The 23,661-nt window shown below is 66.0% G+C and carries 23 protein-coding genes and 1 tRNA gene; 2 read left to right on the top strand and 22 right to left on the bottom strand.

Features of this window, described 5'->3' with window-relative positions; genetic code table 11:
* Positions 1-14: 14 nt before the first annotated feature.
* The 3 genes from dnaK to WAS25_RS12890 form a co-directional block, all read right to left on the bottom strand.
* Positions 15-1,880 carry a molecular chaperone DnaK gene (dnaK, locus tag WAS25_RS12900; protein WP_422312729.1) on the bottom strand — a complete coding sequence of 622 codons (1,866 nt, stop codon included), beginning with the start codon at positions 1,878-1,880 and terminating at the stop codon, positions 15-17.
* 77 nt (positions 1,881-1,957) lie between these two features.
* Positions 1,958-2,599, bottom strand: coding sequence for a nucleotide exchange factor GrpE (locus tag WAS25_RS12895; protein WP_422312726.1), 642 nt, complete (start codon positions 2,597-2,599; stop codon positions 1,958-1,960).
* A 106-nt stretch (positions 2,600-2,705) separates the two neighbouring features.
* On the bottom strand, positions 2,706-3,755 hold the full coding sequence (locus tag WAS25_RS12890; protein WP_422312724.1) for an HrcA family transcriptional regulator: 1,050 nt from the start codon (positions 3,753-3,755) through the stop codon (positions 2,706-2,708).
* Between the two features lie 55 nt (positions 3,756-3,810).
* Between WAS25_RS12890 and WAS25_RS12885 the strand changes: the two genes are divergently transcribed.
* The gene (locus tag WAS25_RS12885) at positions 3,811-4,653 is read left to right on the top strand and encodes a hypothetical protein (RefSeq protein ID WP_422312722.1); all 843 of its coding nucleotides are present in this window, start codon (positions 3,811-3,813) and stop codon (positions 4,651-4,653) included.
* A 208-nt stretch (positions 4,654-4,861) separates the two neighbouring features.
* Here WAS25_RS12885 and prfA read toward each other — a convergent pair whose 3' ends face one another.
* The 18 genes from prfA to WAS25_RS12795 all read right to left on the bottom strand — a co-directional run bounded on the left by prfA (position 4,862) and on the right by WAS25_RS12795 (position 19,818).
* Positions 4,862-5,935: a peptide chain release factor 1 gene (prfA, locus tag WAS25_RS12880; RefSeq protein WP_422312720.1), complete on the bottom strand. Its 1,074-nt coding sequence runs from the start codon at positions 5,933-5,935 to the stop codon at positions 4,862-4,864.
* Between the two features lie 69 nt (positions 5,936-6,004).
* Complete coding sequence (rpmE, locus tag WAS25_RS12875; protein ID WP_422312718.1) at positions 6,005-6,265, bottom strand: 50S ribosomal protein L31; 261 nt, start codon at positions 6,263-6,265, stop codon at positions 6,005-6,007.
* A 125-nt stretch (positions 6,266-6,390) separates the two neighbouring features.
* On the bottom strand, positions 6,391-7,152 hold the full coding sequence (locus WAS25_RS12870) for a hypothetical protein (RefSeq protein ID WP_422312716.1): 762 nt from the start codon (positions 7,150-7,152) through the stop codon (positions 6,391-6,393).
* 9 nt (positions 7,153-7,161) lie between these two features.
* Entirely contained in the window at positions 7,162-7,488 is a 327-nt protein-coding gene (locus WAS25_RS12865) for a PadR family transcriptional regulator (protein ID WP_285568689.1), read from the bottom strand.
* 113 nt (positions 7,489-7,601) lie between these two features.
* Positions 7,602-8,828, bottom strand: a complete 1,227-nt coding sequence (locus WAS25_RS12860; protein WP_422312712.1) for an ABC transporter permease — start codon at positions 8,826-8,828, stop codon at positions 7,602-7,604.
* Positions 8,828-9,994 carry an ABC transporter permease gene (locus tag WAS25_RS12855; RefSeq protein WP_422312710.1) on the bottom strand — a complete coding sequence of 389 codons (1,167 nt, stop codon included), beginning with the start codon at positions 9,992-9,994 and terminating at the stop codon, positions 8,828-8,830. The genes WAS25_RS12860 and WAS25_RS12855 overlap by 1 nt, the downstream gene beginning before the upstream one ends.
* A 16-nt stretch (positions 9,995-10,010) precedes the next feature.
* A complete protein-coding gene (locus tag WAS25_RS12850; RefSeq protein ID WP_422312708.1) occupies positions 10,011-10,733 on the bottom strand; it encodes an ABC transporter ATP-binding protein in 723 nt (240 codons plus the stop codon).
* The gene (locus WAS25_RS12845) at positions 10,730-11,833 is read right to left on the bottom strand and encodes an efflux RND transporter periplasmic adaptor subunit (RefSeq protein WP_422312706.1); all 1,104 of its coding nucleotides are present in this window, start codon (positions 11,831-11,833) and stop codon (positions 10,730-10,732) included. The genes WAS25_RS12850 and WAS25_RS12845 overlap by 4 nt, the downstream gene beginning before the upstream one ends.
* A 44-nt stretch (positions 11,834-11,877) precedes the next feature.
* Entirely contained in the window at positions 11,878-12,900 is a 1,023-nt protein-coding gene (locus WAS25_RS12840) for an SAM-dependent methyltransferase (protein ID WP_422312704.1), read from the bottom strand.
* Complete coding sequence (locus tag WAS25_RS12835) at positions 12,897-13,676, bottom strand: DUF1295 domain-containing protein (protein ID WP_422312702.1); 780 nt, start codon at positions 13,674-13,676, stop codon at positions 12,897-12,899. Before WAS25_RS12835 ends, WAS25_RS12840 begins: the two co-directional genes overlap by 4 nt.
* Positions 13,676-14,149 carry a DUF2062 domain-containing protein gene (locus WAS25_RS12830; protein ID WP_422312700.1) on the bottom strand — a complete coding sequence of 158 codons (474 nt, stop codon included), beginning with the start codon at positions 14,147-14,149 and terminating at the stop codon, positions 13,676-13,678. The genes WAS25_RS12835 and WAS25_RS12830 overlap by 1 nt, the downstream gene beginning before the upstream one ends.
* Entirely contained in the window at positions 14,149-14,478 is a 330-nt protein-coding gene (locus WAS25_RS12825; protein ID WP_422312698.1) for a DUF1475 family protein, read from the bottom strand. The genes WAS25_RS12830 and WAS25_RS12825 overlap by 1 nt, the downstream gene beginning before the upstream one ends.
* Entirely contained in the window at positions 14,478-15,653 is a 1,176-nt protein-coding gene (locus tag WAS25_RS12820; protein WP_422312696.1) for a class I SAM-dependent methyltransferase, read from the bottom strand. The genes WAS25_RS12825 and WAS25_RS12820 overlap by 1 nt, the downstream gene beginning before the upstream one ends.
* A gap of 5 nt (positions 15,654-15,658) precedes the next feature.
* On the bottom strand, positions 15,659-16,462 hold the full coding sequence (locus tag WAS25_RS12815) for a DUF1365 domain-containing protein (RefSeq protein ID WP_422312694.1): 804 nt from the start codon (positions 16,460-16,462) through the stop codon (positions 15,659-15,661).
* A 100-nt stretch (positions 16,463-16,562) separates the two neighbouring features.
* Complete coding sequence (locus tag WAS25_RS12810) at positions 16,563-17,816, bottom strand: NAD(P)/FAD-dependent oxidoreductase (RefSeq protein ID WP_422312692.1); 1,254 nt, start codon at positions 17,814-17,816, stop codon at positions 16,563-16,565.
* Positions 17,813-18,646, bottom strand: coding sequence for an acyl-CoA desaturase (locus WAS25_RS12805; RefSeq protein WP_422312690.1), 834 nt, complete (start codon positions 18,644-18,646; stop codon positions 17,813-17,815). Before WAS25_RS12805 ends, WAS25_RS12810 begins: the two co-directional genes overlap by 4 nt.
* A gap of 200 nt (positions 18,647-18,846) precedes the next feature.
* A tRNA-Arg gene (locus WAS25_RS12800) sits at positions 18,847-18,923 on the bottom strand.
* Positions 18,924-19,029: 106 nt separating this feature from the next.
* Complete coding sequence (locus tag WAS25_RS12795; RefSeq protein WP_422312688.1) at positions 19,030-19,818, bottom strand: N-acetylmuramoyl-L-alanine amidase family protein; 789 nt, start codon at positions 19,816-19,818, stop codon at positions 19,030-19,032.
* Between WAS25_RS12795 and hisS the strand changes: the two genes are divergently transcribed.
* The gene (gene hisS / locus WAS25_RS12790; protein WP_422312686.1) at positions 19,799-21,064 is read left to right on the top strand and encodes a histidine--tRNA ligase; all 1,266 of its coding nucleotides are present in this window, start codon (positions 19,799-19,801) and stop codon (positions 21,062-21,064) included. The genes WAS25_RS12795 and hisS overlap by 20 nt on opposite strands.
* 27 nt (positions 21,065-21,091) lie before the next feature.
* Here hisS and WAS25_RS12785 read toward each other — a convergent pair whose 3' ends face one another.
* Positions 21,092-23,371 (bottom strand): TonB-dependent hemoglobin/transferrin/lactoferrin family receptor, encoded by a 2,280-nt coding sequence (locus WAS25_RS12785; protein WP_422312684.1) that lies wholly within the window; start codon positions 23,369-23,371, stop codon positions 21,092-21,094.
* Between the last annotated feature and the right edge of the window lie 290 nt (positions 23,372-23,661).

Raw genomic sequence — 23,661 nt, 5'->3', positions numbered from 1 at the left:
GATGAACGGGCGGCCTAATTGGGCGGAGCCGCGCCTTCGCCGTCGCCGTCGAGGGAGGCCATCATGGCCTCGCTGGCGGCCAGGACCGCGTCCGTCAGCAGGTTCTGGGCTTCCAGGAGCTGGGTTTCGCAGCCGCGGAGAGCCTCGGAATCCTGGGAGGCCACGGCCTGCCGGGCCTTCGAGAGCACGTCTCGAACCAGGGACTGCTGCTCGTCGGTCAGATACTTGCCGCATTCGATAAAGCTCTTGTCGCAGGAGAAGATCAGGCCCTCCGCCGAGGCGATGTACTTCATGGCGTCGCGCTTCTTCACGTCACCCTCGGCATTGGCCAGGGCCTCGCGGATCATGCGCTGGATCTCCAGTTCGGAGAGTCCGGAGCTGGGCCGGATGCTCATGCTCTGCTCGAGCCCGGTCATGAGGTCGCGGGCCGAGACCTTGACGATGCCATTGGAGTCGATGTCGAAGGCGACCTCGATCTGCGGCACCCCCTTGGGCAGGGGGGGCAGGTTGATGAGGTCGAAGCGGCCCAGGCTCTTGTTGTGCTCGGAGAGTTCCCGCTCGCCCTGCAGCACGTGGATCTCCACGCGGCTCTGGTTGTCCGTGACCGTGGTGAAGGTGCGGGCGTCCCGGGTGGGGATGGTGGCGTTGCGCTGGATGATCTTCACGAAGCCGCCGCCCTGGGTCTCGATGCCCAGGCTGAGGGGGGTCACATCGAGCAGCACCAGATCCTTGATGTCGCCCTTGAGCACGGCGCCCTGGATGGAGGCGCCCACGGCCACCACCTCATCGGGGTTGATGCTGCGGTTGGGTTCCTTGCCGAAGAAGTCGCGCACCAGCCGCTGCACGAGGGGCATGCGGGTCTGGCCGCCCACGAGGATGATCTCGTCGACCTGCTTCGGCGTCTTGCCGCCCTGTTCCAGGGCGTCCTTGATGGGGACGAGGGTGAGGTCGACAAGCTCGCGGACCATCTCCTCTAGCTGCTCGCGAGTGAGCGCCGCCTCCAGATGCTGCGGCCCGCTGGGACCCTGGGCGATAAATGGCAGCCTGATCTCGACGCGGTCCAGGGTGGACAGCTCGCATTTGGCTTTTTCGCTGGCCTCCTTCAGGCGCTGGAGGGCCATGCGGTCGCTGGTGAGGTCGATGCCCGTCTTCTCGCGGAAGTGGAGGACCAGCCAGTTCTGGATGATCTGGTCGATGTCCTCACCGCCCAGGAAGGTGTCGCCGCTGGTGGCCAGCACCTCGAAGACACCGTCGTTCATCTCCATGAGGGTGAAGTCGATCGTGCCGCCGCCGAAGTCGTAGATGCCGAGGATCTGTTTCAACCCCGTCTTGTTGAAGCCGTAGGCCAGGGCCGCGGCCGTCGGCTCGTTGATGATGCGCTGGACATTCAGGCCTGCGATCTTGCCAGCATCCTTGGTGGCCTGGCGCTGCGCGTCGTCGAAATAGGCCGGGACCGTGATGACCACATCGGAGACTTCTTCATGGAGGAAGGCCTCGGCAGACTGTTTAAGGGCCCTGAGCACGATGGCAGACACTTCGGGCGGAGCGTAGTCGCGCTCGCCCACCCGCAGCCAGGCATCCCCATTGGGCGCGGCCACCACTGGGAAGGGGAGGCGACCGACCGCCTCCTGGACCCGGGGAGACTGGAAGCGCTGCCCGATGAGCCGCTTCACGGCGAACAGGGTCCGCTGGGGATTGGTCACGGCCTGGCGCTTGGCGATGTGCCCCACCAGGACATCGCCCTTGTCCGTGAAGGCCACCACAGAGGGCGTGGTGCGGCTGCCCTCACGGTTGGGAATGACCCTGGCATCGCCCCCCTCCATCACACAGACGCAACTGTTGGTCGTGCCCAAATCGATGCCGATCAGTTTGCCTGCCATGAGTGGAACTCCGTGGGGTCGCGTCAATTATCGTATTCGACTTCTCGCTGGCGGATCCAGCAGAAGCATGGACCGGACTAGGACTTTCCAGGTTCTTGAAGGCGGTTCACCACCACCCGGGAGGCTCGCAGGAGCTGTCCCTTCAGGTTGAACCCCTGCTCATAGATGGCGGCCACCGCCCCGTCGGGAAGGTTGGGATCGCTGAAGGTGGTCAGGGCTTCGGAAGTCAGGGCATCGAAGGGCTCCCCCACCTGAATGGGCAGTTGCTCGACGTTCAGCCGGCGCAGGGACTCGAGGAACTGCTTGCGGATGAGCTCGACGCCAGCACGGAAGGATTCCACATCCTGGTAGGAGGCCCCGAGTCCCCGCTCGAAATTGTCGAGGACGGGCAGGATCTCCAGCAGGATCTTGCGCTCCGCCTGCTCCACTGCCAGGGCGATGTCGCGCTGGGCGCGGTTCCGGAAATTGTTGAAATCCGCCGCCAGCCGCCGCTGCTGGTCCATGAGCTCCGCCTCGCGGCGGAGCATGTCCTCCATCTGGTGCTCAGCCTCGGTCAGGGCCGATTCCAAATCCACCCGGACTTCAGGCTCGGAGGTGGGCTGGGGGAGATCCGGAAGCTCCATCTCCGGAACCATCTGGGTCCGGTACTCGGAGGCCACTTCATCGGCGACAGACTGGAGGTCGCCCTCCAGGCCTTCGTCCAGATTGAGGTCAACCAAGTCCTCGGATTCCAGTTGAGGGACGGCGGGCCGGGCATCTGGCTGATGGGGGATATCGGTAGGCATCGCAGAAGTATAAGCACTCCTGGCAACACTCGGAAATGCTTTAGGCGCGGTCCCGCCGACTCTGGACCTGCCGGGACCACCAGCGCAATCCGCCGAGGACCCGGCCGTAATCCATCCTCAGTGGACCCACCAGGGCGAAGGTGACGAAGCCCGCTGGCCCGAGCGCCACGGTGCGAACCGCCGTGGCCAGGGGCCAGGTCTCGAAGTAGGGATTCTCGGTGCCCAGCAACAGCTGGACGTCTTCGGAAGCCCTGCCGGCGAAGGCGTTCAGGAGCCGGGCCAGCCGTCCTCGCTCTTCGAAGGCGGCGACCAGGTCCCGGAACCGGGAGACATCCTCGAACTCGGGCAGCCCACCCAGCCGTCCAAGACCCGAGACGAGCACAGGAGGGTCCATCGCCCCAGGATCCTCGGGCCACTCTGCGGCCAGTTCCTGGAGCCTGCGCCGGAGGGACTCGCCCTCCTGGGCGCCAACCCGGAGGGCCTCCAGCAGCTTCGAGCGCATCTCCAGCAGGGTGAGCCCCGAATAATGCGCCGTGGCGTAGTTGCCGAGCTCGGTCAGCACGGACTCCGGGTGCTGCCAGGGATTCTCCATGAGCCGGTGTTCAACCTCCCCCAGGCTGCCCACCCAGACGGCCACCAGCCGGTTCGGACCCACGGGTACGAACTCTAGGCGCACGAGCCGACTCTGGGAGAGCGGCAGCGGCAGGGCCACGCAGACCCCCCCCATCACCTCCGACAGCGTGCGGCTGGCATGGCGGGCCCAGGCTTCCGGATCCAGGTCCAAGCCATCCAGGGTGCTGGACAAGCGACCTTCGACATCTGGCCCCGGGGGCAGGGACTTCAGCCAGCGGTCGACGTAGTAACGGTAGGCCCGTTCCGTGGGAATCCGGCCCGCAGACGTGTGCGGCTGGGCCACCATGGACTCGTCTTCCAGATCCGAGAGCACGTTACGGATCGTGGCACTGGACAGGGCTTCAGGGTACCGCTTAGCCAGCAGGCGTGAACCCACGGGCTCCCCCGCCTCGAGGTAGGTCTCGATGAGGGTGCGCAGGACGGATTCACCGCGGGAGTTGAGGTTGGGTTGGGCCATCGGAGGGTCCCTGTCGGGATGTCATACTATACGGCACCCCCTCTGCGGAGATCCCATGCGCCCCGTCATCCCCCAGATTGCCCTCGCAGCGGCCCTAACTTTCACCCTGGCCTGTAACCAGAAGAGCCAGGCCGCCATCCTGGCTGAAGAAGCGGCCAAGGCCGCCGAAGCCAAGGTCGCCCAGTTGGAGCAGCAGCTGGCTGAGGCCAAATCCGGCAAGGCCACCGGCGACGACGCCGAGACCGTGCAGCAGCTCACCCGGTCCCAGGTGAAGGCCCTGGAACGGCAGGTCTCCGATGCCAAGAAGCGGGCCGAGGTCAAGAAGCAGGAAGCCCTCACCCAGGCCCAGGCCCCTGCCCCGAAGGAAGCCCCGAAACCCGTGGTGGTGGAGGTCCCCGTTGGCACCAAGCTCGAGATCAGCCTGACCCGGGAACTGACCACCGAGAAGGACCTGGCCGGTGATGCCTGGGAGGGCACCCTGGCTTCGGATGTCGTGCAGGACGGCAAACTGGTCTGGAGCGCTGGCAGCCCGGCCCGGGGGGTCATCACCCAGAGTGCCGCCGCTGGCCGCCTGAGCAACGGCCAGGGGGCCCTGGGCATCCGCCTCACCGAGATCGTCGGCGTGGGCATCGATACAGATACGCATGTCGTGGTCGCCACGGCCCGCGGTGAACGGAACGCCAAGTACATCGGCGGTGGCGCCGCCCTGGGCGCCCTCATCGGCATCCTCTCCGACAAGAAGAACAAGAACGACCATGCCCTGGGCGGGGCCGCCCTGGGTGCCGCCGCCGGCACGGCCGTCGCGGCAGGAACCGCTGACACCGTGATACGCATTCCCTCCGGGAAACCCGTCGCCTTCAGCCTGACGGCGGCGGAGCGGGTGACGCTGAAGAAGTAAGTCCTCAGTCTAGAGGTACGACCAGTAGCCGCCAGACTGGAGGCTGGTGGTGCAGATCCCTGAGGCCGCCTGCGGCGGCGCCTTTGGGCGAGGCCCATCGGGTGGGTCGGCGCCAAACCTCAAGAGCTGACGCGGCGCACAGCCCCGCACCAGAAAGCAGTGCCTCCGGTCACTAGTCTCACGGCCGAAGGCCATACCTCCAGACTGATCAGGCTTCCAGCGCCTGCAGTCGCTCCGCTTCGAATGCGGCACGCAAAGGCTCGATGATGGGCTCGATCTGACCACCCATGAAGCTGTCGATCTGGTGGATGGTGACGCCGATGCGGTGGTCGGTGACCCGGCCCTGGGGGAAGTTGTAGGTGCGGATCTTCTCGCTGCGGTCGCCGCTGCCCACCTGCGATTTGCGCATGGCGGAGTGGATGGCGTCGGCCTCGTCCTGGGCCTTCTGGAGCAGGCGGCTGCGCAGCACGGTCATAGCCTTGGCCATGTTCTTGATCTGGCTGCGCTCGTCCTGGCACTGCACCACGGTGTTGGTGGGCAGATGGGTGAGGCGCACGGCGGAATAGGTGGTGTTGACACTCTGCCCACCCTTGCCACCGGAGCAGAAGGTATCGACCCGCAGGTCCTTCTGGTGGATCTCGATATCGACTTCCTCAGCCTCGGGCATGACGGCCACGGTGCACGCCGACGTGTGGATGCGGCCCTGGGTCTCGGTCTTGGGCACCCGCTGCACCCGGTGGACGCCGCTCTCGAAGCGGAAGAGGCTGTAGGCGCCATCACCCTGGATTTCGGCCGTGGCATCTTTCAATCCGCCCGCGTCGGCATCGCTCTCGTCCAGTACGGAGACCTTGAAGCCGCGTCGCTCGGCGAAGCGGATGTACATGCGGAAGATCTCCGCGGCGAAGAGCGCCGCTTCCTCACCGCCGGTGCCAGCGCGGACTTCGAGGATCACGTTCTTGGCGTCGGCAGGATCCTTGGGGATGAGCAGCCGCTTGATCTCCGCGTCACCTTCGGCGATGGCCTTTTTCAGATCAGGGATCTCCAGCTCGGCCATCTCGCGCAGCTCGGCGTCCATGGACTTGTCGCCCAGGATGGACTCGGCCTCGTCGAGCTGCTTGATCAGGTTGCGTTGGGTCTGGAAGGCCTGCACCACCGGCTCCAGCTCTGCCCGGAGCTTCGACAGCTCCCGCAGACGCTTGGGATCCGACACCACGGCCGGATCCTGGAGCTGCGCCTCCACTTCCTGGAAGCGGGCCGCCACGGCTTCAAGCTGGTCGAGCATGATCCCTCCCTTTCGCGCCTACGAAAAAGGACGGGCCGATCGCTCGGCCCGTCCTTTGGAACGAATCAGCTAGGCTTCGGGGGTGACCGGAGCGGTCTCGACAGGAGCCGCCTCGGCGCCCGCGGGGGCAGCCTTCTTGGCGTATTTCTTGTTGAACTTGTCCACCCGGCCTTCGGTGTCCATCAGGCGCTGCTTGCCCGTGAAGAACGGGTGGCAGTTCGAGCAGATTTCCACGCGCAGCTCCTTCTTCGTGGAGCGCGTCATGAACTCGTTGCCGCAGGCGCAGTGGACTTTCACGTCGTGCAGTTCGGGGTGCATCTTCTCTTTCATGGCTTTCCTCCTGGGACCGACCGGATGCCCCCACAAGCGGGGTTTGTGCACGCGGCTTGTCCACGCAAGACGACCAGTCTACCGCCCGAACCCTTTTGACTCAAGGGGGATTCCCTCAAGAGGCCTCATCCTTGTTGTTCCTGGGGGGTGAGCACCCGGCGCTCTGCCAGCAGGCGCTTGAACCGGGTGGCCAGCATCACGCTCAGCAGGATGGTGGCATTGAAGCTGAGCTCCAGGGGCACCTTCCACCACTGGAACTGGATCCGCCCCAGCACCCCCGCCTCGAGGATGAACATGAGGGCCGTGAACACCACCGGCTCCAGCAGCGTCTGCCAGAGGGGGCGTTCCTGGCTGTGGCGCTCCAGCAGGAACCCTGTGAAGGCGCCATAGAGGAGGCGGGTCGGCTTGAAGCCGTGGTGCGTGGTGAAGCCCAGGGGGATGGACAGCAGGGCCGTGATGAGCACGGCCACCAGGGTGCGGGCCCAGGGATCCAGCCGCAGCCAGTGGCGGCGGACCCAGAAATAACCGGCCCCCACGGCCAGGCCCTGCGCCGCAGCGAAGGCCAGGGCGATGTACCAGCGCCAGCCCTCGAACCACATGTGCCCCCCGGTGGCGAGCCCGATGATCATGCCCGCGGCGAGGGCGGTGCCTCCCCGGTGGTTGGCATCCTGGCCCTCTCCGGCCGCGAGTTCTTCCGCCAACAGGCTGGGGTGCTCCTTCTCGGAGAGCATGGCCGCCATGCCGGATTCGGACTCGATGCCCCGGGCCTCCGCCTCGTCCAGCAAGTGTGCTTCCAGTTCGCGGATCACCGTCAGGCGACGCCGCCGCGACAGGCCCTTGAGGCCTGACCCCACCTGGACGAGATAGGCTTCGAGCGCCCTGGACACGGGAAACCGCTAGGCCCTGGGCCCCACGAAGGCCTGGACCATGTCCACGAACTGGTTCCATTCCTTCTTCTTGGCCGTCAGGAAAGCCAGACCGGCCGGCTGGATGGCGTAGTAGCGCCGCTCCCGGCCGTTTTCCTGGGTTTCCCAGTAGGAGGCGATGAACTCGGTGGCCTCGAGTTTGTGGAGAGCGGGGTACAAGGCCCCCTCTTTCAGCGTATAAGTGCCCCCCGTCCGCTGGCGGACCGTCTCGATGATCTGGTAGCCATACATCGGCCCCTCGCAGAGCAGGGACAATAGCAGCAACGGGGTGCTGCCCTTCAGCAATTCACGGTCCACGAGGCCCTCCAGCTCAGGAGAAGTAAGCCCTCTCAATCTGCCTCGCAAAACGATGGTTGTCAAGATCGGCTCCAATTGACCTCCAGGGCAGGTGCGCTGCAGGCGCAGCCGCCTCAACCCCCCTTCATCGCCTCAGTCAGCGGGATGCGGCTGGCCCGCCAGGCCGGCAGAATCCCCCCCAGCAGCCCCATCACCAGGCTGAATGCCACCCCTTGGGCCATGAGGCCCGGAGTGATGGTGAAGGCGAAGCTCACGTCGCTGAAGGTCTCAAAGCTGGTCGTGCCGGTCTGGATGCCGTTGGCGAAGAGGGCCAGACCTGATCCCAGGATGCCGCCTGTCAGGCACAGGAAGATGCTCTCCCACTGGAAGCTGGCCAGGATCTCCCGCTGGCGGAAACCCAGGGCCCGCAGGGTGCCGATCTCCTTGGTGCGTCCGGCCACGGCGGCGTACATGGTGTTCATGGCCGCAAAGATGGCTGCGCCGGTGAGGATCAGGGTGATGAGGTTGCCCAGGATCTTGATGGGGTCGCCCGCCTTGGTGAGTTCCTTGAAGTAGTCCGTCTCCCGGATCACTTCCAACTTCAGCCGCTTGTCATCCTCCACGGCCTTCATGAAACCGTCGACCCGCTCCGGGCTCTCTAGGCGGGCCACCATGGCCGAGTAGGATTCGCGTCGGAAGGCCTGCATCACGTCGTTCACGTCGGACCAGACCTCGCTCTCGTAACTGGCACCACCGGCATCGAAGGTGCCCACGATCAGCCAATCCCGACCGCCCATGCGCAGGTTGCGGCCAAGTTCCAAGGTCGGGAACCGTCCCTGCATCTTGCGGGGCACCACCACTTCGCTGAGACCCGGCCGGAACCAGCGCCCCTGAACCAATTGGACCTGGGGGCGCAGGGTGATGCCCCTGCCCTCCAGCCCGCGCACCGTCACGTTGGTGTCGGTGCCGTCCGCCATGGGGAAGAGCTTCACTACCACGACCTCGGCGCTGGCCATGGGTCCCGCCGCATCCCGCTTGAGCAGGGGATGTACCTTCAGGATGCGCATGCGGTCCCGCTCAATGGAGCTGTTCAGCTCGAACCGGGCGTTGGGCCGCAACACGAGGGCCTGGTCTGGCCGGCCGCTGCTGACGAAGGCCACGGAGAGTCCCTGGGCCAGGCTGAGCACAACCACGAAGATGCCCACCACCAGGGCGATGGCTGCCGCCGTGCTGAGACTCGACAGTTTGCGCTGCCAAAGGGAACGCAGGTTGTAGCCCAAGGGAATGGGATAGGCCACCAGGGCCCACACCAGCCAGGCCAGGTAGGCCACGAAAGGAAGGGCGAACAGGAGGCCAATCATCAACCAATGGCCTTCAACCCATCGGTGATGGGGCGCCGGGTGGCTGAGTAGGCCGGAATGAAGGTGGCCAAGACACCAATGGCCAGGGCTCCGGCCAGGCAGGCCAGGATGGTATCGGGGAGGATGGCGAAGTCCGCGAAGAAGGGCATGGCCATGCCCAGTGAGCTGCGGACGCCGCCAGCGGCCAGGTTGGCCAGCAGCACGCCGAGGGCGCCGCCCGCGCCCACCAGTAGCACGCCCTCGGCCAGCAGCAGGGCCAGCACCCGGCCCGTGGAGAAGCCCATGGCCCGGAACACGGCGATTTCGGTGGTGCGTTCCCGGATGGCCGTGGCCATGGTGTTGCCCGTGACGATGAGGATGGCCACCACCACGGCGGCCGTGATGCCCTGGATGATGGCGCCGATGTTGCCGAGCATCTTCACGAAGCTGAGGTTGAAGGCGTTCTCCGTCTCCGTAAGGGTCTCGTAGGCGCTGTTGGCGTAGTGGCGGTCCACGCGCTCCACCAGGCGGGGGATGTCCTCGGGCCGATGGGCGCGCAGCCAGAAGGAACCCACCAGGCCCTTCATCCGAGGGACGCCTTCCTCCAGGAGCTTGTAGTGGAAGTGGAGGACATTCTCGTCCGAGGGCTTGGGGCTCCGGAAGATCAGCCGGATGGTGAGCCGGGGATTGATGGGAAAGATGGTGCCCGTAAGCGGCACCACATCCCCGACCTTCCAGCCGTTCTTCCTGGCCAGGCTCTCGCCGACGATGCAACCGGCGCCATCCCGGATGTAGTCCTTCATCTGGGCCTCGGTAATGCCTGCCACCCCGAACTCTTCCTTGAAGGTCTGAAACAAGGTCGTCTCGTCACTGGCGAAGTTCGCGAAAAAGTTGCGGGGGTCCTGGTAGTACCCGCCGAACCACTGGAGGGCACAGACGGTCTCCACTTCCGGCTGCTGGCGAAGATACGCCTCGTAGCTGCGGGGCAGCATCTGGGTCAAGCCGCTCTTGTGCCGGACCACCAGCCGGTTGCTGGAGTTGGGGTTGTTGGTGACGGCGTCCAGGGTGGTGAGCAGGCTCTGGAGCACGGCCACCGTGAACACCGACAGCACGAGGCTGCCCACGATGAGCAGGGTGCGTCGCTTGGAGCGCATGAGGCTCTTCCAGATGAGCGCCAGCCAGCGCATCAGGGGACCTCGCCGGTCACCGGTTCACCTCGACGGCCTTGTCCAGCACGCCCTTCTCCAGGTGTATCTGATGCTTTGCATGATGGGCAGCCTTGGGATCATGGGTGACCATCACGATGGTCTTGCCGAGCTCCGAGTTGAGGCGCTCCATGAGGCCCAGGACCTCCTCGGCATTCTTGGCATCCAGGGCCCCGGTGGGCTCGTCGGCGACCAGCAGGTCGGGGTTCGTGACGATGGCCCGGGCGATGGCCACGCGCTGCTCCTGGCCGCCGCTGAGCTGCCGGGGATAGTTCCGCATCTTGTCCGTCAGGTTCACAAGGGTCAGCGCCTGCTCCACGCGGTCCCGCCGCTCGCCCCGGCCCGCACGAGACACCAGGAGGGGCAGCTCGACATTCTCGAAGGCGTTCAGCACGGGCACCAGGTTGTAGTTCTGGAAGATGAAACCCACATGGGCATTGCGCCAGGAGGCCAGCTGATCATCGTCCAGGTCGTTCAGCTCGTGCTCGCAGACTTCCAGGGAACCGCCCGTGGGCCGATCGATGCCCGCGATGAGGTTGAGCAGCGTGGTCTTGCCGCTGCCGGAAGGACCCATCAGGGCGATGTAGGCGCCAGCCGGAATCTCCAGGTCGATGCCCTGGAGCACCGGGATCTCCAACTCCTCCCGCCAGTAGCTCTTGGCGATGTCGCGCAGGGTGATGATGGGCTCGCCCCCGCCCAGGTCGAAGCGATCGCTGGTCATCCCTGCTTCACCCTCACCTTGGCCCCGGGCTTCAGCGATTCGGGCGGCGCCACGATGAGCTGCGCGTCCTTGGCCAGGCCATCCACCTCCAGGCCGATGGGGTTCTCCGCCTTGACGGTCACGACCTTGCGCATCGCCAGGCCATTTTCCACCACCCATACGAAGGGCTTGCCGTCCTGCTTCTTGACCTGCTCCCGGCCCAGCACCACCACATCCTGCGGGTAGGCCTCGCCGAGGAAGGTGACCTTGGCACCCATGTCCGGCACCAGCAGGGCGTCCTTCTCGACGAAGGCCACACGCACGATGACCACGGCCTTCTGGCGGTTGGAGCTGGGGTAGATCTCGCGGAGCCGGCCCTTCAGGTTGGCCCGGCCGCCCTGCCCGTCCAGGGCATCCACCCGGATTTCCGCGGGCATGCCCCGCTTGAGCTTGGCGATGGAAGCCTCGTTCACCTCGACTTCCACCTCGAGCGTGTCGAAGTCCGCCATGACCAGGATGGCGTTGATGGCGTTGGCGCCGCCCGCGCTGCCGGGCGCCACGGTCTCGCCGACCTCGGACAGTTTCTGGGTGACCACGCCACTGAAGGGCGCCTTCAGGGCCATGCTGTCGAGCAGGGCATTCTGGTAGGCCAGCTGGGCCTCCAGGGTGAGCTTCTGACTCCGCAGCCGGTCCACGGTGGCTGCGTCCTGGATGCCCAGGGTGCGCAGCTTCTCCGCCCGGTCCAGGTCCACCCGGGCCTGATCCAGCTGGGCCTGCACCTGGTCCCGGCTGGCCGCCAGGTCCGGTGACTCCAGTCGGGCCAGGATCTGCCCCTTGGTGACGTGGCTGCCTTCCTGGACACCCAGCCAGCTGACGCGGCCCAGCACCTTGCTCGAGAGGGTGGCCCGGGTGCGTGCCACCAGATAGCCCGAGGCGGTCACCAGCGGGTTGCGCTCCCCCGCCTTGAAGACCGTCGGGGACGAGACAGAGACCGCCACGGGGCCACCCCGGGCAGCCATCATGGCCACGAGGGCCCCCACGCCAAGCAGCCCGAGCACCACCCAGCCCCAAGGGAACCGTTTCTTGATCACGGAGGGTTTGCGGTCGCGCGACTCGCTCATGCTCGAGGCTCCAAATATCCAGGTAATGACAGGCTATCCGGGGATCAGGGGCGGTGGAAGCGGTAGTGGCTGACCAGCCACTCCGAACCTCCCCGGAAGCCCCACAGCTCGGCGCAGGCCATGAAGAAGATGCGCCACTGGGCGAAGCGCCAGGCCGCCTCGGAACCGTAGACGGTCCCAAACAGTCCGAGGATCTCCTGCCGATGGTGGTCCTGGTTCCGCAGCCAGGCCTCGGCCGTGGCCTGGTAGTGCGTGCCGCTGACCCTCCAGTGGTCCTCCAGCCTCAGGTGATCCTGGAAGCGCGCCAGGTAGGCATCCGACGGCATGATGCCGCCCGTGAAGAAGTGTTTCGCCATCCAGTCCGAATCGTCGCGGACCTCGAAGGGGTAGGTGAAGTCCCGATGGGTGAAGATGTGGACGAACAGCGCGCCGCCGGGCCGCAGCCACCTGGCGATGCGGGCCATCAGCTCCCTGTGGTTGCGCATGTGCTCGAACATCTCCACGCTGACCACGCGGTCGTAGGAGCCTGGGGCCTCGAAGAGGTTCATGTCCGCCGTCAGGATCGTCAGGTTGGCGAGCCCCCGCTCGGCCGCCCGGGCGAGGATGAAGGCCCGCTGGTCCTTCGAGTTCGACACGCCTGTGATCCGGCTGCCGGGAAAATGCTCTGCCATCCACAGGGTGAGGCTGCCCCAGCCACACCCCAGCTCGAGGATGTCCTGCCCGTCCGCCAGCAGGGCCCGCTCGCAAGTCAGGGCCAGCATGGCTTCTTCGGCCCGCCCGAGGTCCGTGGTTCCCTGCTGGAACAGAGCGGAGCTGTATTTGAGGTGAGGACCGAGCACCAGCTCAAAGAAGCGCGGTGGCACTTCGTAGTGCTGGTCATTGGCGGCCTGGGTATGCACGGCGATGGGGCCAGCGGACCAGGCTTCCAGGTGGCGGCGGAACCGCTCGTGCGCAGCTTCGAGCCCTCCTTCGGATTCCTCCCGGAGACGCTGACGCAGCAGCCTCCGGATACCGAGGCGGGTTACGGCATCGGGCACGAGGCCGGCGGTGAGAAGCGTGTCGATCATGCGCCGGTCCTCGGAAACCAGGGGATGAAGGCCGAGGTCTCCCGCTGGTAGCGAGCATAGTCCTCGGGACGGCTGCGGAGGCTCTGGGCCTCGGTATAGGGGATGCCCGTCACCCGCAGCAGGAAGTAGAGCATCAGGGCCGGGCAGAGGACCGCCGTCCAGCCCCAGGGCGCGGACAGGGCCAGCAGGAGGTAGGCCACCCAGACCAGCCACTCGAAGAAGTAGTTGGGGTGACGGGAGAAGCGCCACAGGCCCTCGCGGCACGTCCTGCCCGCCGCCTCGGGCCGGGCCTTGAAGCGGCGGAGCTGACGGTCGGCGGTGGATTCGCCGACCCAAGCGCCTAGCCAGAGGACGGCTGCGACCCACTCCAGGGGATGGAGCCCGGGTCGGGGGTTCCAGGCGGCGAGCAGGAAGGGCAGGCCCAGCACAACATCCAGCAGGGCCTGGGCTTGGAAGAAGACGAAGAACTTGGCGTTGGTGCCGGTCTTCCAGGCGGCCCGGATGGCCTGGTAGCGACCGTCCTCGTGGGCGTCCGTGGCCACCCGGCGCCAAAGGTGCAGACCCAGCCGCAGGCCGTGGAGCCCGCCCATGAACCCCACCAGGAGTCGCCGCTCCAGCGGCGCGGGGCCCAGGGCCGCCGCCAGCAGGGCCATGACGGCCAGACCCAGGGCCCAGCCCACATCCACCCAGCCGGCATTGCGGGTACGGACCTGCCAGAGCCAGAAGCCCAATTGCATGAGGCCCAGGATTCCGGCCCCCCAGAGTGCTGTAGCCATCATGCTGACACCTGTCTGAAGCGACGGGCCGTGGCCCGGAAGAGCGGCGTCAAAAGAAGCGCCAGCAAGGCCGAACCCAACGGCGCCGTCAGCAACCAGGCCACCCCGGCATGCCAGAGGCTGGTCCAGAAGGTGTGCAGGGCCCCCCAGGCATCGGCGCGGATGGCCTGGGAGAGGACCTCGATGGACAGGGGCAGGCGCGGCGCATCGAAGAGCTTTTCGCCCAGGCGGATGAAGGGGATGAGCAGGGCCAGCTGCAGGGGGTAGGCCAGGTAGTTGGCCACTTGCATGACCACCTGGTTCAGCCGGAAGGTCAGGGCGAGCAGGATGCAGAGCCCGGTGGAGGAGCCCACCAGGGGCGAGACGCCCGCACCCAGGCCCAGGGCCAGGCTCCAGGCCATGCGCTCGGGGCTGAGGCCCTGCCGGAGCTGGGCCAGCAGCGGCTCCCAGAGCCGGCGCCGCAACCAGCCCATCAAGGCTTCCTCAGCAGCAGGGCCTCGAAGCCGGCGCCGGGCTTCAGCCGGGCCAGCTGGATCATCACGTAGGCCGCCATGGCAAGGTTGCCCATGGCGAGGAGCAGGAGCAGCCAGAGGAGGCTCCACCCAAGGGAGGCTTCCTTGTAGGCGATCCAGAGCCAGAACCAGAGGAAGCCCAGGTAGGCGTCAAAAAGCGTGGCCACGCCCCAGCGATCCGCCAGCATGCGCTGGAAGCCCACGAGGACGTTGGCCTCAAGGCTTGCCCAGGTGGTGACGGCCACCATGGCGGCAAACACGGCGATGGCGAAGATCCAGAGGCCCCGCATCACCAGGGCTCGTTGAAGAGGGCGGCACCGCCATCGGCCTTGGCCAGCAGCAGCTGGGCATCCCCGATGTAGCGCTCCGCAAAGGCGCCCTCGCAGTAGGCCAGGTAGTAGTCCCACATCCGGATGAAGGTCTCATCGAACCCCTGGGCCCGCACCTCGTCCCGCCGTGCCAGGAAGGCCGCTCGCCAGGCCCCCAGGGTGTGGGCGTAGTGTAGGCCGATGTCTTCCAGGTGGTGCAGGTTCATGGTCGTGCAGCGCCCGACAGAGGCCAGGATCCGGGAGAGGGAAGCCAGCTCGGCGCCGGGGAAGACGTGCTTCTGGATCCAGTCACTCTGGCGGATGTAGGCGGAAAACTGCCGCTCGTTCATGGTGATGGTCTGGAGCAGGAAGCGTCCGCCGGGCTTCAGCAGGCGGTCCACGGTGCCGAAGTAGGTGTCGTAATACTCCAGCCCCACGGCCTCGAACATCTCGATGCTCACGGCCTTGTCGTATTGTCCCGAGAGGTGTCGGTAGTCCTCCAGGCGGAGCTCGATGCGATCCGCCACCCCTTCCCGCCTGAACAGCTCCCGGGCGTAGTCGAACTGCTGCTGGCTGATGGTGGTGGTGGTGATCCGGCAGCCCCGGGTCCTGGCCGCATGGACGGCAAACCCGCCCCAGCCGGTGCCGATCTCCAGCAGATGGTCGCCGGGCCCCAGCTGGAGCTTGCGGCAGATGAGCTCGAACTTGGCCCGCTGGGCATCCTCCAGGCTCTGGTCCGTCGACTCGAAGACCGCGCAGGAGTAGGCCAGGGTCGGATCCAGCCACAGCCGGTAGAAGTTGTTGCCCAGGTCATAGTGGTGGCCAATGTTCCGGCGGGACCCCTCCACGTGGTTGCGGCGCCGCCGGTGCAGCAGGCGGTTGGCGGCCTTGCCCAGGGTGGCCAGGAAGCCCCCGCCGTGGTCGAAGGCGGCCATGTTGCGCACGGCGATGCGGACCACGGCGACGAGATCTTCCGCCTCCCACCAGCCCGCCATGTAGGCCTCGCCCAGCCCTACCTCGCCGTGCAGCAGCCCGGTCCGGAAGACCCGGTTATCGCGGATGCGGACCCGGGCCCGCAGCGTGGCCTCGGGATCGCCGAAGACATGGACCTGTCCGTCCACCTCGAGATCCAGCCGCCCGGCCCGGATGCGGGCCAAGGCCTTCAGGAGGAGGCGCTGGGCGAAGGGGGAGGCGGGGCTTGAGGTCGGGAAGGACCGGGATGGGTGAACACCGGCACGCGCTTGATCCATAGCCAGAAAGCCTCCCAATGAATGGCCGTGAGCACCTTGAGCGTCATCCAGGGGAACTGGATGAGCGTTTTCAATAGGATGCTGGCTGTCCAGAATTGTTTCTTCAGCTCGAGGGAAACGTCAAAAAACAAATCTAGACGTTCAAATTCAACGATGGTCACCTTCAAGGTGTCCCCGGGGGGAGTAAAAGCCCAGCGGTAGCGGCAGTCCATGGGCATGAAGGGGCTCACATGGAAAGTCTTGGCCACGTCGAAGCTGACCCCGCCGGGTCCCTGATGCCCCTCGGCGACGGGCATCCAGTAGGTGTGGCGCTCCCGCCAGGGCGTATTGCTCACCTGGGCCATGATCAGGGCCAGGTGCCCCTCCGGGTTGTAGCAGTAGAAGTAGCTCACGGGGTTGAAGCAGATGCCAAGGTAGCGGAGGTGGGTCAGCAGGTAGATGGGGCCACCCGGCAGTTGATGGCCCTTGGCCTCGGAATCCAGGCGGAGCCGCTCCCGCAGGGGCAGCGCGGGATCCCCAAACTGATCCTCCTCGTGATAGGCCGCCCAGTTCCAGCGGCCGTAGCTGAGGAATGGGGAGATCCTGCACAGCTCGGGAATGCGGTCCACATCCATGAAGGCCATGAACAGCGGGTAGGTGAAGGCGTGGACCTTCGGCTTCTGCCGACGGTGCCGCACCTGGCCCACATAGAGGGCGGGTTCGGGGAGGCTCACCATGGAAGACCCAGGTCACGCGCAACCCTGACTCCGGAACGGACGCCGTCCACTTGGTATCCGCTCTGCGGATACGCAAGACCTCCCGCAGTGGGGTCGTGGTTCACCATGCGACACCCAGGTCACGCGCAACCCTGACTCCGGAACGGACGCCGTCCTCATGAAAGCCGTAGCTCCAGTAGGCCCCGGCGTAGTGGGTTCGGCCCTGGACCGAGCCCGGTCCGCTCACCTCGGCCCAGCGTGCCTGGGCGCGGATGGCCTCCCGGGTGAAGCGGGGGTGCTCGTAGGCATAGCGACCGGCGATGGTGGAAGGGTCGAGCAGGTCCTCCGCGTGCAGGCTCACGAACCAGTCCTGCCTGGTGGCCAGGGGTTGGAGACGGTTCATGTGGTAGGACAGCACCAGCCGACCGGAGTCGCCGTGCTCGCGGAAGTTCCAGGAGGCCCAGCCACGCCGCTTGGAGGGCAGCAGGGAGGCGTCCCGATGCAGCACCGTGGGTGTGCGATTGCTCGTGAAGGCCCCGAAAATCTCCCGCTCAGCGGGACTTGGATCCGCGAGGAGGGGTAGCACCTGGTCTCCGTGGCAGGCCAGGACAACCTGGTCGAAGACCTGGGTCTCCTCGCCCTCCCGGTGGAGGTGGACGCCGGTTACCGTGCGCCGCAGGCTGATGATCCGCGCTCCGGTCACGATGCGGTCCCGGTAGGGCCTGGTCAGAGGCTCAAGATACCGGGAGGTGCCGCCGGGGATGGTGCGCCAGGGGTGGTGGGTGGTCACACCCAGGAAGCCATGGTTGTGGAAGAATCGCACCAGGGTGGTGGCGGGGAAGGCCTCCATGTCCAGCAGCGTCGTCGACCAGACGGCCCCGGCCATGGGATAGAGGTACTGCGCCTTGAACCGCTCCGAGAACCCATGGTGGGCCAGGTATTCGCCCAGGGTCGGCCCCCCAGCCTCTGGGACTTGAAGCAGGCCCTTGGCAACTCGGTTGAAGCGGAGCACCTCCAGCCAGAGCCCGTAGAACGATGGGTCCAAGAGATGCCGTCGTTCCGTGAAGAGCCCGTTGAGACCACGACTGCACCAGGGGAAGGCATTCCCGCTGGCAGCGAAGCTCATGTCGCTGGGGCAGGTCTCCACATGGAGTTCGGCCATGAGCCGGAGGAAGGTCGGGTAGTTGACCTGATTGTGGACGATGAAACCAGTGTCCACGGGAACAGGGCCGTCCGGTGTCGCCAACGTCACCGTGTGGGTGTGGCCGCCGATCCGGTCCTCCTTCTCGAAGACCCAGACCTCGTGTTCCCGACTGAGGAGCCATGCGCAGGAAAGCCCGGCGATGCCGGAGCCGATGATCGCAATCCGGCTCATGGCTTGGGGACCACCATGGCCGAGGCGGGAAAAGGGCGGATGTCACGAACAATGCGCAGCCAGCTCAGGACTTTCAGCGCGTAGTAGGTGGGATCGAACTCCCACCAACGGATGCCCTGCCGGCAGCTGGCCTGGTAGTGGTGGTGGTTGTTGTGCCAACCCTCGCCCAGGGTGATGAGGGCCAGCACGAAGTTGTTGCGGCTCTGGTCGCCGGTCTCAAACCGTCGGGTGCCCCAAACGTGGGTGAGCGAGTTGATGCAGAAGGTCCCATGCCAGAGGAGCACGGTGGAGATGACGAATCCCCACACCAGGGACTCCCAGGCGCCTATGCCCGTCCAGGCGCCGAAGGCGAAGGTGGCCGTGCCCAGCAGCCAGGGACAGAGCCAGTGGTAGGTATCGAGGAAGCGCAGCTCGGGAAAGCGGCCGAAGTCCTCGATGCTCCGGGTGTCGTAGTGGTCGTGGGCGTCCGACAGGATCCACCCCACGTGAGACCACCAGAACCCGTCGGTCACGGGCGAATGCAGGTCCTGCGCGGTATCAGAGAAGCGATGGTGGTGGCGGTGGTGGGCCGCCCACCAGAGCACGCCCTTCTGCGCCGAAGTCTGGGCCACGAAAGCCAGCAGGAACTGGGGGACCCGGCCCAGCTTGTAGGTGCGGTGGCTGAAGTAGCGGTGGTAACCCGCCGTCACCGCGAACATGCGGATCAGGTAGAGCCCTGCGCAGAGCGCCACCAGCTTCCACGAGAAGGCCAGCCAGATCGCGGCCAGGCAGGCCAGATGCAGCAGCACGAACGAAACTGAGGTGACCGTCACTGCAAAGGGCTTGCGCATGGACCTTCCCGGGGCAGGACTCCAGGGTAGCCCAGGAAGAAAGCCCGACCCGGCTCTGTTCAGAAATTCACAGGACGGTCACGGCCTTCGCGGGATCGGGACAGCCTAAGTGGTGGTGCGCGTCTCGGGCGATGCACTCGCTGGTTCGATCCCAGAACCTCAACAAAGCCAGGGGGGCCATGCGGCCCCCCTGGCTTTGTTGGTGCACCCGACTGGAATCGAACCAGCGACCTTTGGCTTCGGAGGCCAACGCTCTATCCAACTGAGCTACGGGTACTGCGGCCTTCCATCATGGCTTCGAACGGGCTTCGGTTCAAGGTCGGCTTCCGGACATGGCTTCCGCTTCAGCGAAGAAAGCGCTCGGCTTCGGAAGCTAATGGTCCTCAGCCCGGTGCCCCCACCATCCGCCGCCTCACGGAGCCGTTGGTCTCGGCGAAGTAGCGGCGGACGCCCAGGGTGATGGCCTCGGCGACCTTGGCGCGGAAGACAGGGTCCTTCAGCTTCTCCTCCTCCTTCGGGTTGGAGATGAAGGCGACCTCGACCAGCACCGCGGGCATGGCGGCCCCGCGCAGGACAATGAAGGGCGCCTGCTTGACGCCCCGCTCCTTGATGCCGGCCAGCCGGTTGAGCTGCGTCTGGACGGCCACCGCCAGCCGCTCGGAGTCCTGGAGAAAGGCCTTCTGCGCCAGGTCGTCCAGAATGCTGGCCACCACACTGTCAGCGCTGCCTGGTCCCGCTCCGGCGCCTGCGTTCTCCACTGCCACCACGTCTTCATCATCGCCCTTCCCCAGGCTCAGGAAGAAGACCTCCGAGCCCCGGGCGGCCTTGGCCCGGGCGGCGTTCAGGTGGAGGCTGATGAAGAGGTCGGCCCCCTGGGCGTTGGCCACCCTGGCCCGGTCCCAGAGGGGGATAAAGGTGTCGTCATCCCGGGTGAGCACGGCCTGGAACCCTGCGGATTCCAGTCGGGCGGCCACGGCCTTGCCGATCTCCAGGGCGGCGGTCTTCTCCTTGAGCCCCTTGGGTCCCCTGGCGCCGCCATCATCGCCCCCATGGCCGGGGTCCACCATCACCTTCAGGCGCGGGGGTTGCGCCGCTGGGGCGGCGGGTTTGGGACTCTGGCCCCAAGCCAGTAGGCTGAAGGTGGCAAGCAGAATGCTCGGGAGTCGGATCATGGCCCAGTCGGTGAAAGGTATGCGGGATCTTTTCGGGGCGGAGCTGCGCTGGTTCCAGCATATCGAGGAAACCGCCCGCCGCGTGTTCGGCCGGCACGGCTATGGCGAGATCCGCACCCCGATCCTCGAGGAACTGGACGTCTTCAAGCGCAGCGTAGGCGAGAGTTCCGACATCGTGAACAAGGAGATGTACCAGTTCACGGACAAGGGCGGCCGCGAGGTCGTGATGCGCCCGGAGAACACCGCCGGCGTGGTGCGGGCCGCCATCCAGCACAAGCTTCTGCTGAACAACGACCCCGTGCTGTTCTACTACATCGGCCAGCAGTTCCGCTACGAGCGCATGCAGACGGGCCGCTACCGCCAGTTCTGGCAGATCGGCGCCGAGAGCTTCGGCGTCGCCACGCCCGAGAGCGAGGCCGAGTCCCTGCTCATGCTCCACAGCTTTCTCACGGAGCTGGGCCTCAAGTCGCTGGTGTTCTCCATCAACAGCGTGGGTACGCCCGATTCACGGCCCGCGTTTCACGCCGCCTTCCGGGCCTTCTTCGCCGAGCGGGCGAACCAGTTCTGTGAGGACTGCCACCGGCGCATCGAGACCAATCCCCTGCGGGTCCTGGACTGCAAGAACGAGCGCTGCCAGGCGGCCCTGGAGGGTCACCCGGTCATCACCGACCACCTGGACGAGGCCTCTGCGAAGCACCACGCCCGACTCAAGGTGCTGCTCACGGAGCTGGGCATCCCCTTCGAGGAGAACCCCCGTCTGGTTCGCGGCCTGGACTACTACACCCGTACGGCCTTCGAGGTGCTCAGCTCCGATCTCGGCGCCCAGAGCGCGCTCCTGGGCGGTGGGCGCTACGACCTGCTGGTCAAGCACCTGGGCGGCCCCGACGTGCCCGCCTTCGGCTGGGCCATCGGCCTGGACCGTCTGGCCATGGTGCTGCAGCAGGTGAAGGGTGAGGCCCCGGCCTCGGCGCCGGCCATGCTCATCCCTCTGGGCGAACGCGCGACCACGGAGGCCCTGAAGCTGGCGCGAACCCTGTGGAATGCCGGCGTCGCCCTGCAGCTGGAGACCCGTGGCGGCGCCCTGAAGAAGGCCATGGCCTCCGCCAACCGCCTGGGCATCCAGACCGTGCTCATCCTCGGCGATGGCGAGCTCGACGGTGGTACCGTGACCGTGAAGCACATGGCCACTGGCCATCAGGAAATCTGGGCCATGGGTGACGTGGCGGCACGCTTGGCCGCCCTCTGAGCCTGCCCGTGGAGCTTGGGTCCGAGGCTACTTCCAGCTGTAGGTGAGGCTCACTCCGAAGTGTCGCCCAGGCTGGGAGTAGCGGGGAATGTAGGAGTCGCCATTGGGGAAGCCGCGCACATCCTCCCAGCGCCAGTAGCCCTTGTCCAGGGCGTTGAAGAGGCCGCCCTGGAGCCTCCACTCGCCCCTCCAGTGGAAGGTGCCGAAACCGAGCAGATCCAGCTTGGCGTAGCCGGGGGTGAGGAAAGGATCGGTGTAGCCGTTGCTTGGATCGAGGGCCACGTCGGCCGGACGCTTGGCGGATACGACCGTGAGGGTGGCATCCGCGCCCCAGGCGTCGCCCCTGTGGTAGCCGAGGCCCAGGGTTGAGCGCAGCGGAGCCACCGAGTTGATCGGGGCATGGGTGCGGCCGTCCTCGCCCTTGGAGTAGGCAACAGAGAAATTGGAGCGCCAACCACTGAGGAAGACGCAGCCGGTCCGCAGCTCGGCACCCTCGATCTTCACGTCCTGGATGTTCTGGTACTGGAAGGTCATGCTCACGCCGGAGACGGGATCCGGGCCGAGGTTCACATCGGTGATGAAGTCCGTGTAGCGGTTCTGGAACAGTGCGAACCCGAGGTTCCAGGTGCTGCCGTCGCCCCGGATGCCCAGCTCATAGGAGCGGCTGCGCTCGGGCTTCAGGTTAGGGTTCGGTATGATCCGGTAGTCCTGGACGAAGGACGTCATGGTCATGTTGGTGTAGTCGTAGGGCGGATTGCGGAAGCCCTGCGCGTACTGGGTATAGGCCGACCAAGTGTCGTTGAGCTTGCCGACGATGCCGAGCTTCGGGCTCACGGCGGAGTTCTTGATGGCAGCCACGGGAGTGTTCAGGGTGTTGCCGGCCTGGAAGATGGCGTCGGTCTTGGGGTTCAGGTCGTAGCGGTCGAAGCGGAGCCCCGGCACGAAGGACCAGGTCCCACTGGGGCTGAGGATCTCCTCCTGGACAAAGAGGCCCGTAGTGGTGGTGGTGGAGTCCGGGATGAGCTTGATGGGATAGAGCTGCCCGGCCACGGTCTTGGTGACAGCCCCTGTGTTGAAGGTGATCTGGGTGCGGTCGTAGGGCTCGGAGGTCTGGGTCCGATTCAGGTCCAGGCCGAAGAGCAGGCGGTGGGCCCACCCGCCGACGGTGAATCGGCGCTCCGCCTGGGAGCGCAGGCCCCAGATCTTCTGGTCGAAGGTGTAGTCCGTCATCCGGACACGCTCGATGTAGGGAGTGACGGTGCGGGTCTGGCGGTACTCGTCCGTGTGCTCGAGGCTATAGGCGGTCTGGTAGAAGATCCGCCACTCGATGCGCTGCAGGAAGGCGGCATCGTCCTCGAATACATGCTCCAGGCTGAACTGATTGCGCCGGTTCCGGTCGTCACCACGGTCGTCGACGATGTAGGTGCCGGGGGCGCCGAAGGCTGGGCCCAGCAGGCCTTGGAGGAAGACCTTCTCCTGACGCTCGAAGCCCTGGTAGCCGAAGCGCACCTGATGGTGTGCGGCGGGCTGCCAGCCCAGCTTGGCGAGGACACTGGAGGAGGAGGCGGACAGGGGATTGGGGGTGCCGAAGGCCGGAGTCGTCTCATTGCCCTGGCGGCGGGTCGCGACCAGGATGCCATCCCAGGCACCCAGACGGCCCGCCACGGTGGCGGTGGCCGATTTCTGGTTGTTGACGCTCGCATAGCCGGTCTTGAACCGGCCGGCGAAGGTGCCTTTCTCGCTGAGCAGGTCAGAGGCATCCAGAGTGGTATAGGTCACGACACCGGCAAGTGCATCGCTCCCGTAGAGGGCCGAACCGGAGCCGCGGAGGATCTCCACGCGCTTGAGGGAGTCCAGGTCCACATAGTCGCGGCTCAACCCCCGGGAGGCCTCGGCACCATCGGGGAGGTTCACCCCGTCCACTAGGATGAGCACCCGGTTACCGCCGATGCCACGGATGCTGAAGCTGGAGGCGCCCTTGCGGTCTGGCTGGTTGCTCACCTCTACGCCTGGTTCATTCCGGGTGAGGTCGATGATGTTGGTGACCAGATTCCGCTCAATTTCCTTTTCCGTGGTGACGGTCACGGTGGTGGTCGTCTCCTTTTCCACCCGCTCGGTGCGGGTGGCAGACACGACGACCACTGCGGAGGGGATGTCCTCCTTCTTGGGCTTGGTGGCTTTTTCTGGGGCCTTCTTGGGAGCCGACTCCGCCTGCTGGGGCTCGGGGCCGGCGGCGAGATGTGGAGCACCGGCGACCAGCAGGGCCAGACCGGACAAAATCGCAGGAAGGGTGGATGGTCGTCGCATGTTGGCTCGCAACAGAAGGGTGAGTTGGACCTGGAGTGGAGGGGGGTTGCCACCTCAGTCGAGGCGGGGGCTGCCAGGAACAGCGGTGGACCAAGATGGGCCCCAGCGCCTGGTGAAGGGCAGAACCAGTCAAATCAAAAGACCATGAGGAGATCAGCCATAGTTCACCCAAAAGTGGCCCATCCTGTCCAGAACTTGTTGATTTAAAACATTTTGTGACACTTTCATGACGAAATCCCGCGAGCCCAGCGCTCCTCTGGAGGGCAGCCGGTTCAGGTTCCCGGGTGGGA

Origin of the sequence: Geothrix sp. (assembly GCF_049292215.1) — a bacterium.
In the GTDB taxonomy this organism is placed as follows: Bacteria; Acidobacteriota; Holophagae; order Holophagales; family Holophagaceae; genus Geothrix.
Note: the sequence above shows the minus strand (reverse complement) of the source record. Positions and strands in the feature narration are given on the sequence as shown.

Excerpts from the sequence above, each read along its gene's own strand:
- dnaK (WP_422312729.1), bottom strand. The coding sequence starts at position 1,880 with ATGGCAGGCAAACTGATCGGCATCGATTTGGGCACGACCAACAGTTGC.
- WAS25_RS12890 (WP_422312724.1), bottom strand. The coding sequence starts at position 3,755 with ATGGCCCAACCCAACCTCAACTCCCGCGGTGAATCCGTCCTGCGCACC.
- WAS25_RS12885 (WP_422312722.1), top strand. The coding sequence starts at position 3,811 with ATGCGCCCCGTCATCCCCCAGATTGCCCTCGCAGCGGCCCTAACTTTC.
- prfA (WP_422312720.1), bottom strand. The coding sequence starts at position 5,935 with ATGCTCGACCAGCTTGAAGCCGTGGCGGCCCGCTTCCAGGAAGTGGAG.
- rpmE (WP_422312718.1), bottom strand. The coding sequence starts at position 6,265 with ATGAAAGAGAAGATGCACCCCGAACTGCACGACGTGAAAGTCCACTGC.
- WAS25_RS12860 (WP_422312712.1), bottom strand. The coding sequence starts at position 8,828 with ATGATTGGCCTCCTGTTCGCCCTTCCTTTCGTGGCCTACCTGGCCTGG.
- WAS25_RS12855 (WP_422312710.1), bottom strand. The coding sequence starts at position 9,994 with ATGCGCTGGCTGGCGCTCATCTGGAAGAGCCTCATGCGCTCCAAGCGA.
- WAS25_RS12850 (WP_422312708.1), bottom strand. The coding sequence starts at position 10,733 with ATGACCAGCGATCGCTTCGACCTGGGCGGGGGCGAGCCCATCATCACC.
- WAS25_RS12845 (WP_422312706.1), bottom strand. The coding sequence starts at position 11,833 with ATGAGCGAGTCGCGCGACCGCAAACCCTCCGTGATCAAGAAACGGTTC.
- WAS25_RS12840 (WP_422312704.1), bottom strand. The coding sequence starts at position 12,900 with ATGATCGACACGCTTCTCACCGCCGGCCTCGTGCCCGATGCCGTAACC.
- WAS25_RS12835 (WP_422312702.1), bottom strand. The coding sequence starts at position 13,676 with ATGGCTACAGCACTCTGGGGGGCCGGAATCCTGGGCCTCATGCAATTG.
- WAS25_RS12830 (WP_422312700.1), bottom strand. The coding sequence starts at position 14,149 with ATGGGCTGGTTGCGGCGCCGGCTCTGGGAGCCGCTGCTGGCCCAGCTC.
- WAS25_RS12825 (WP_422312698.1), bottom strand. The coding sequence starts at position 14,478 with ATGCGGGGCCTCTGGATCTTCGCCATCGCCGTGTTTGCCGCCATGGTG.
- WAS25_RS12815 (WP_422312694.1), bottom strand. The coding sequence starts at position 16,462 with ATGGTGAGCCTCCCCGAACCCGCCCTCTATGTGGGCCAGGTGCGGCAC.
- WAS25_RS12810 (WP_422312692.1), bottom strand. The coding sequence starts at position 17,816 with ATGAGCCGGATTGCGATCATCGGCTCCGGCATCGCCGGGCTTTCCTGC.
- WAS25_RS12805 (WP_422312690.1), bottom strand. The coding sequence starts at position 18,646 with ATGCGCAAGCCCTTTGCAGTGACGGTCACCTCAGTTTCGTTCGTGCTG.
- hisS (WP_422312686.1), top strand. The coding sequence starts at position 19,799 with ATGCTCGGGAGTCGGATCATGGCCCAGTCGGTGAAAGGTATGCGGGAT.
- WAS25_RS12795 (WP_422312688.1), bottom strand. The coding sequence starts at position 19,818 with ATGATCCGACTCCCGAGCATTCTGCTTGCCACCTTCAGCCTACTGGCT.
- WAS25_RS12785 (WP_422312684.1), bottom strand. The coding sequence starts at position 23,371 with ATGCGACGACCATCCACCCTTCCTGCGATTTTGTCCGGTCTGGCCCTG.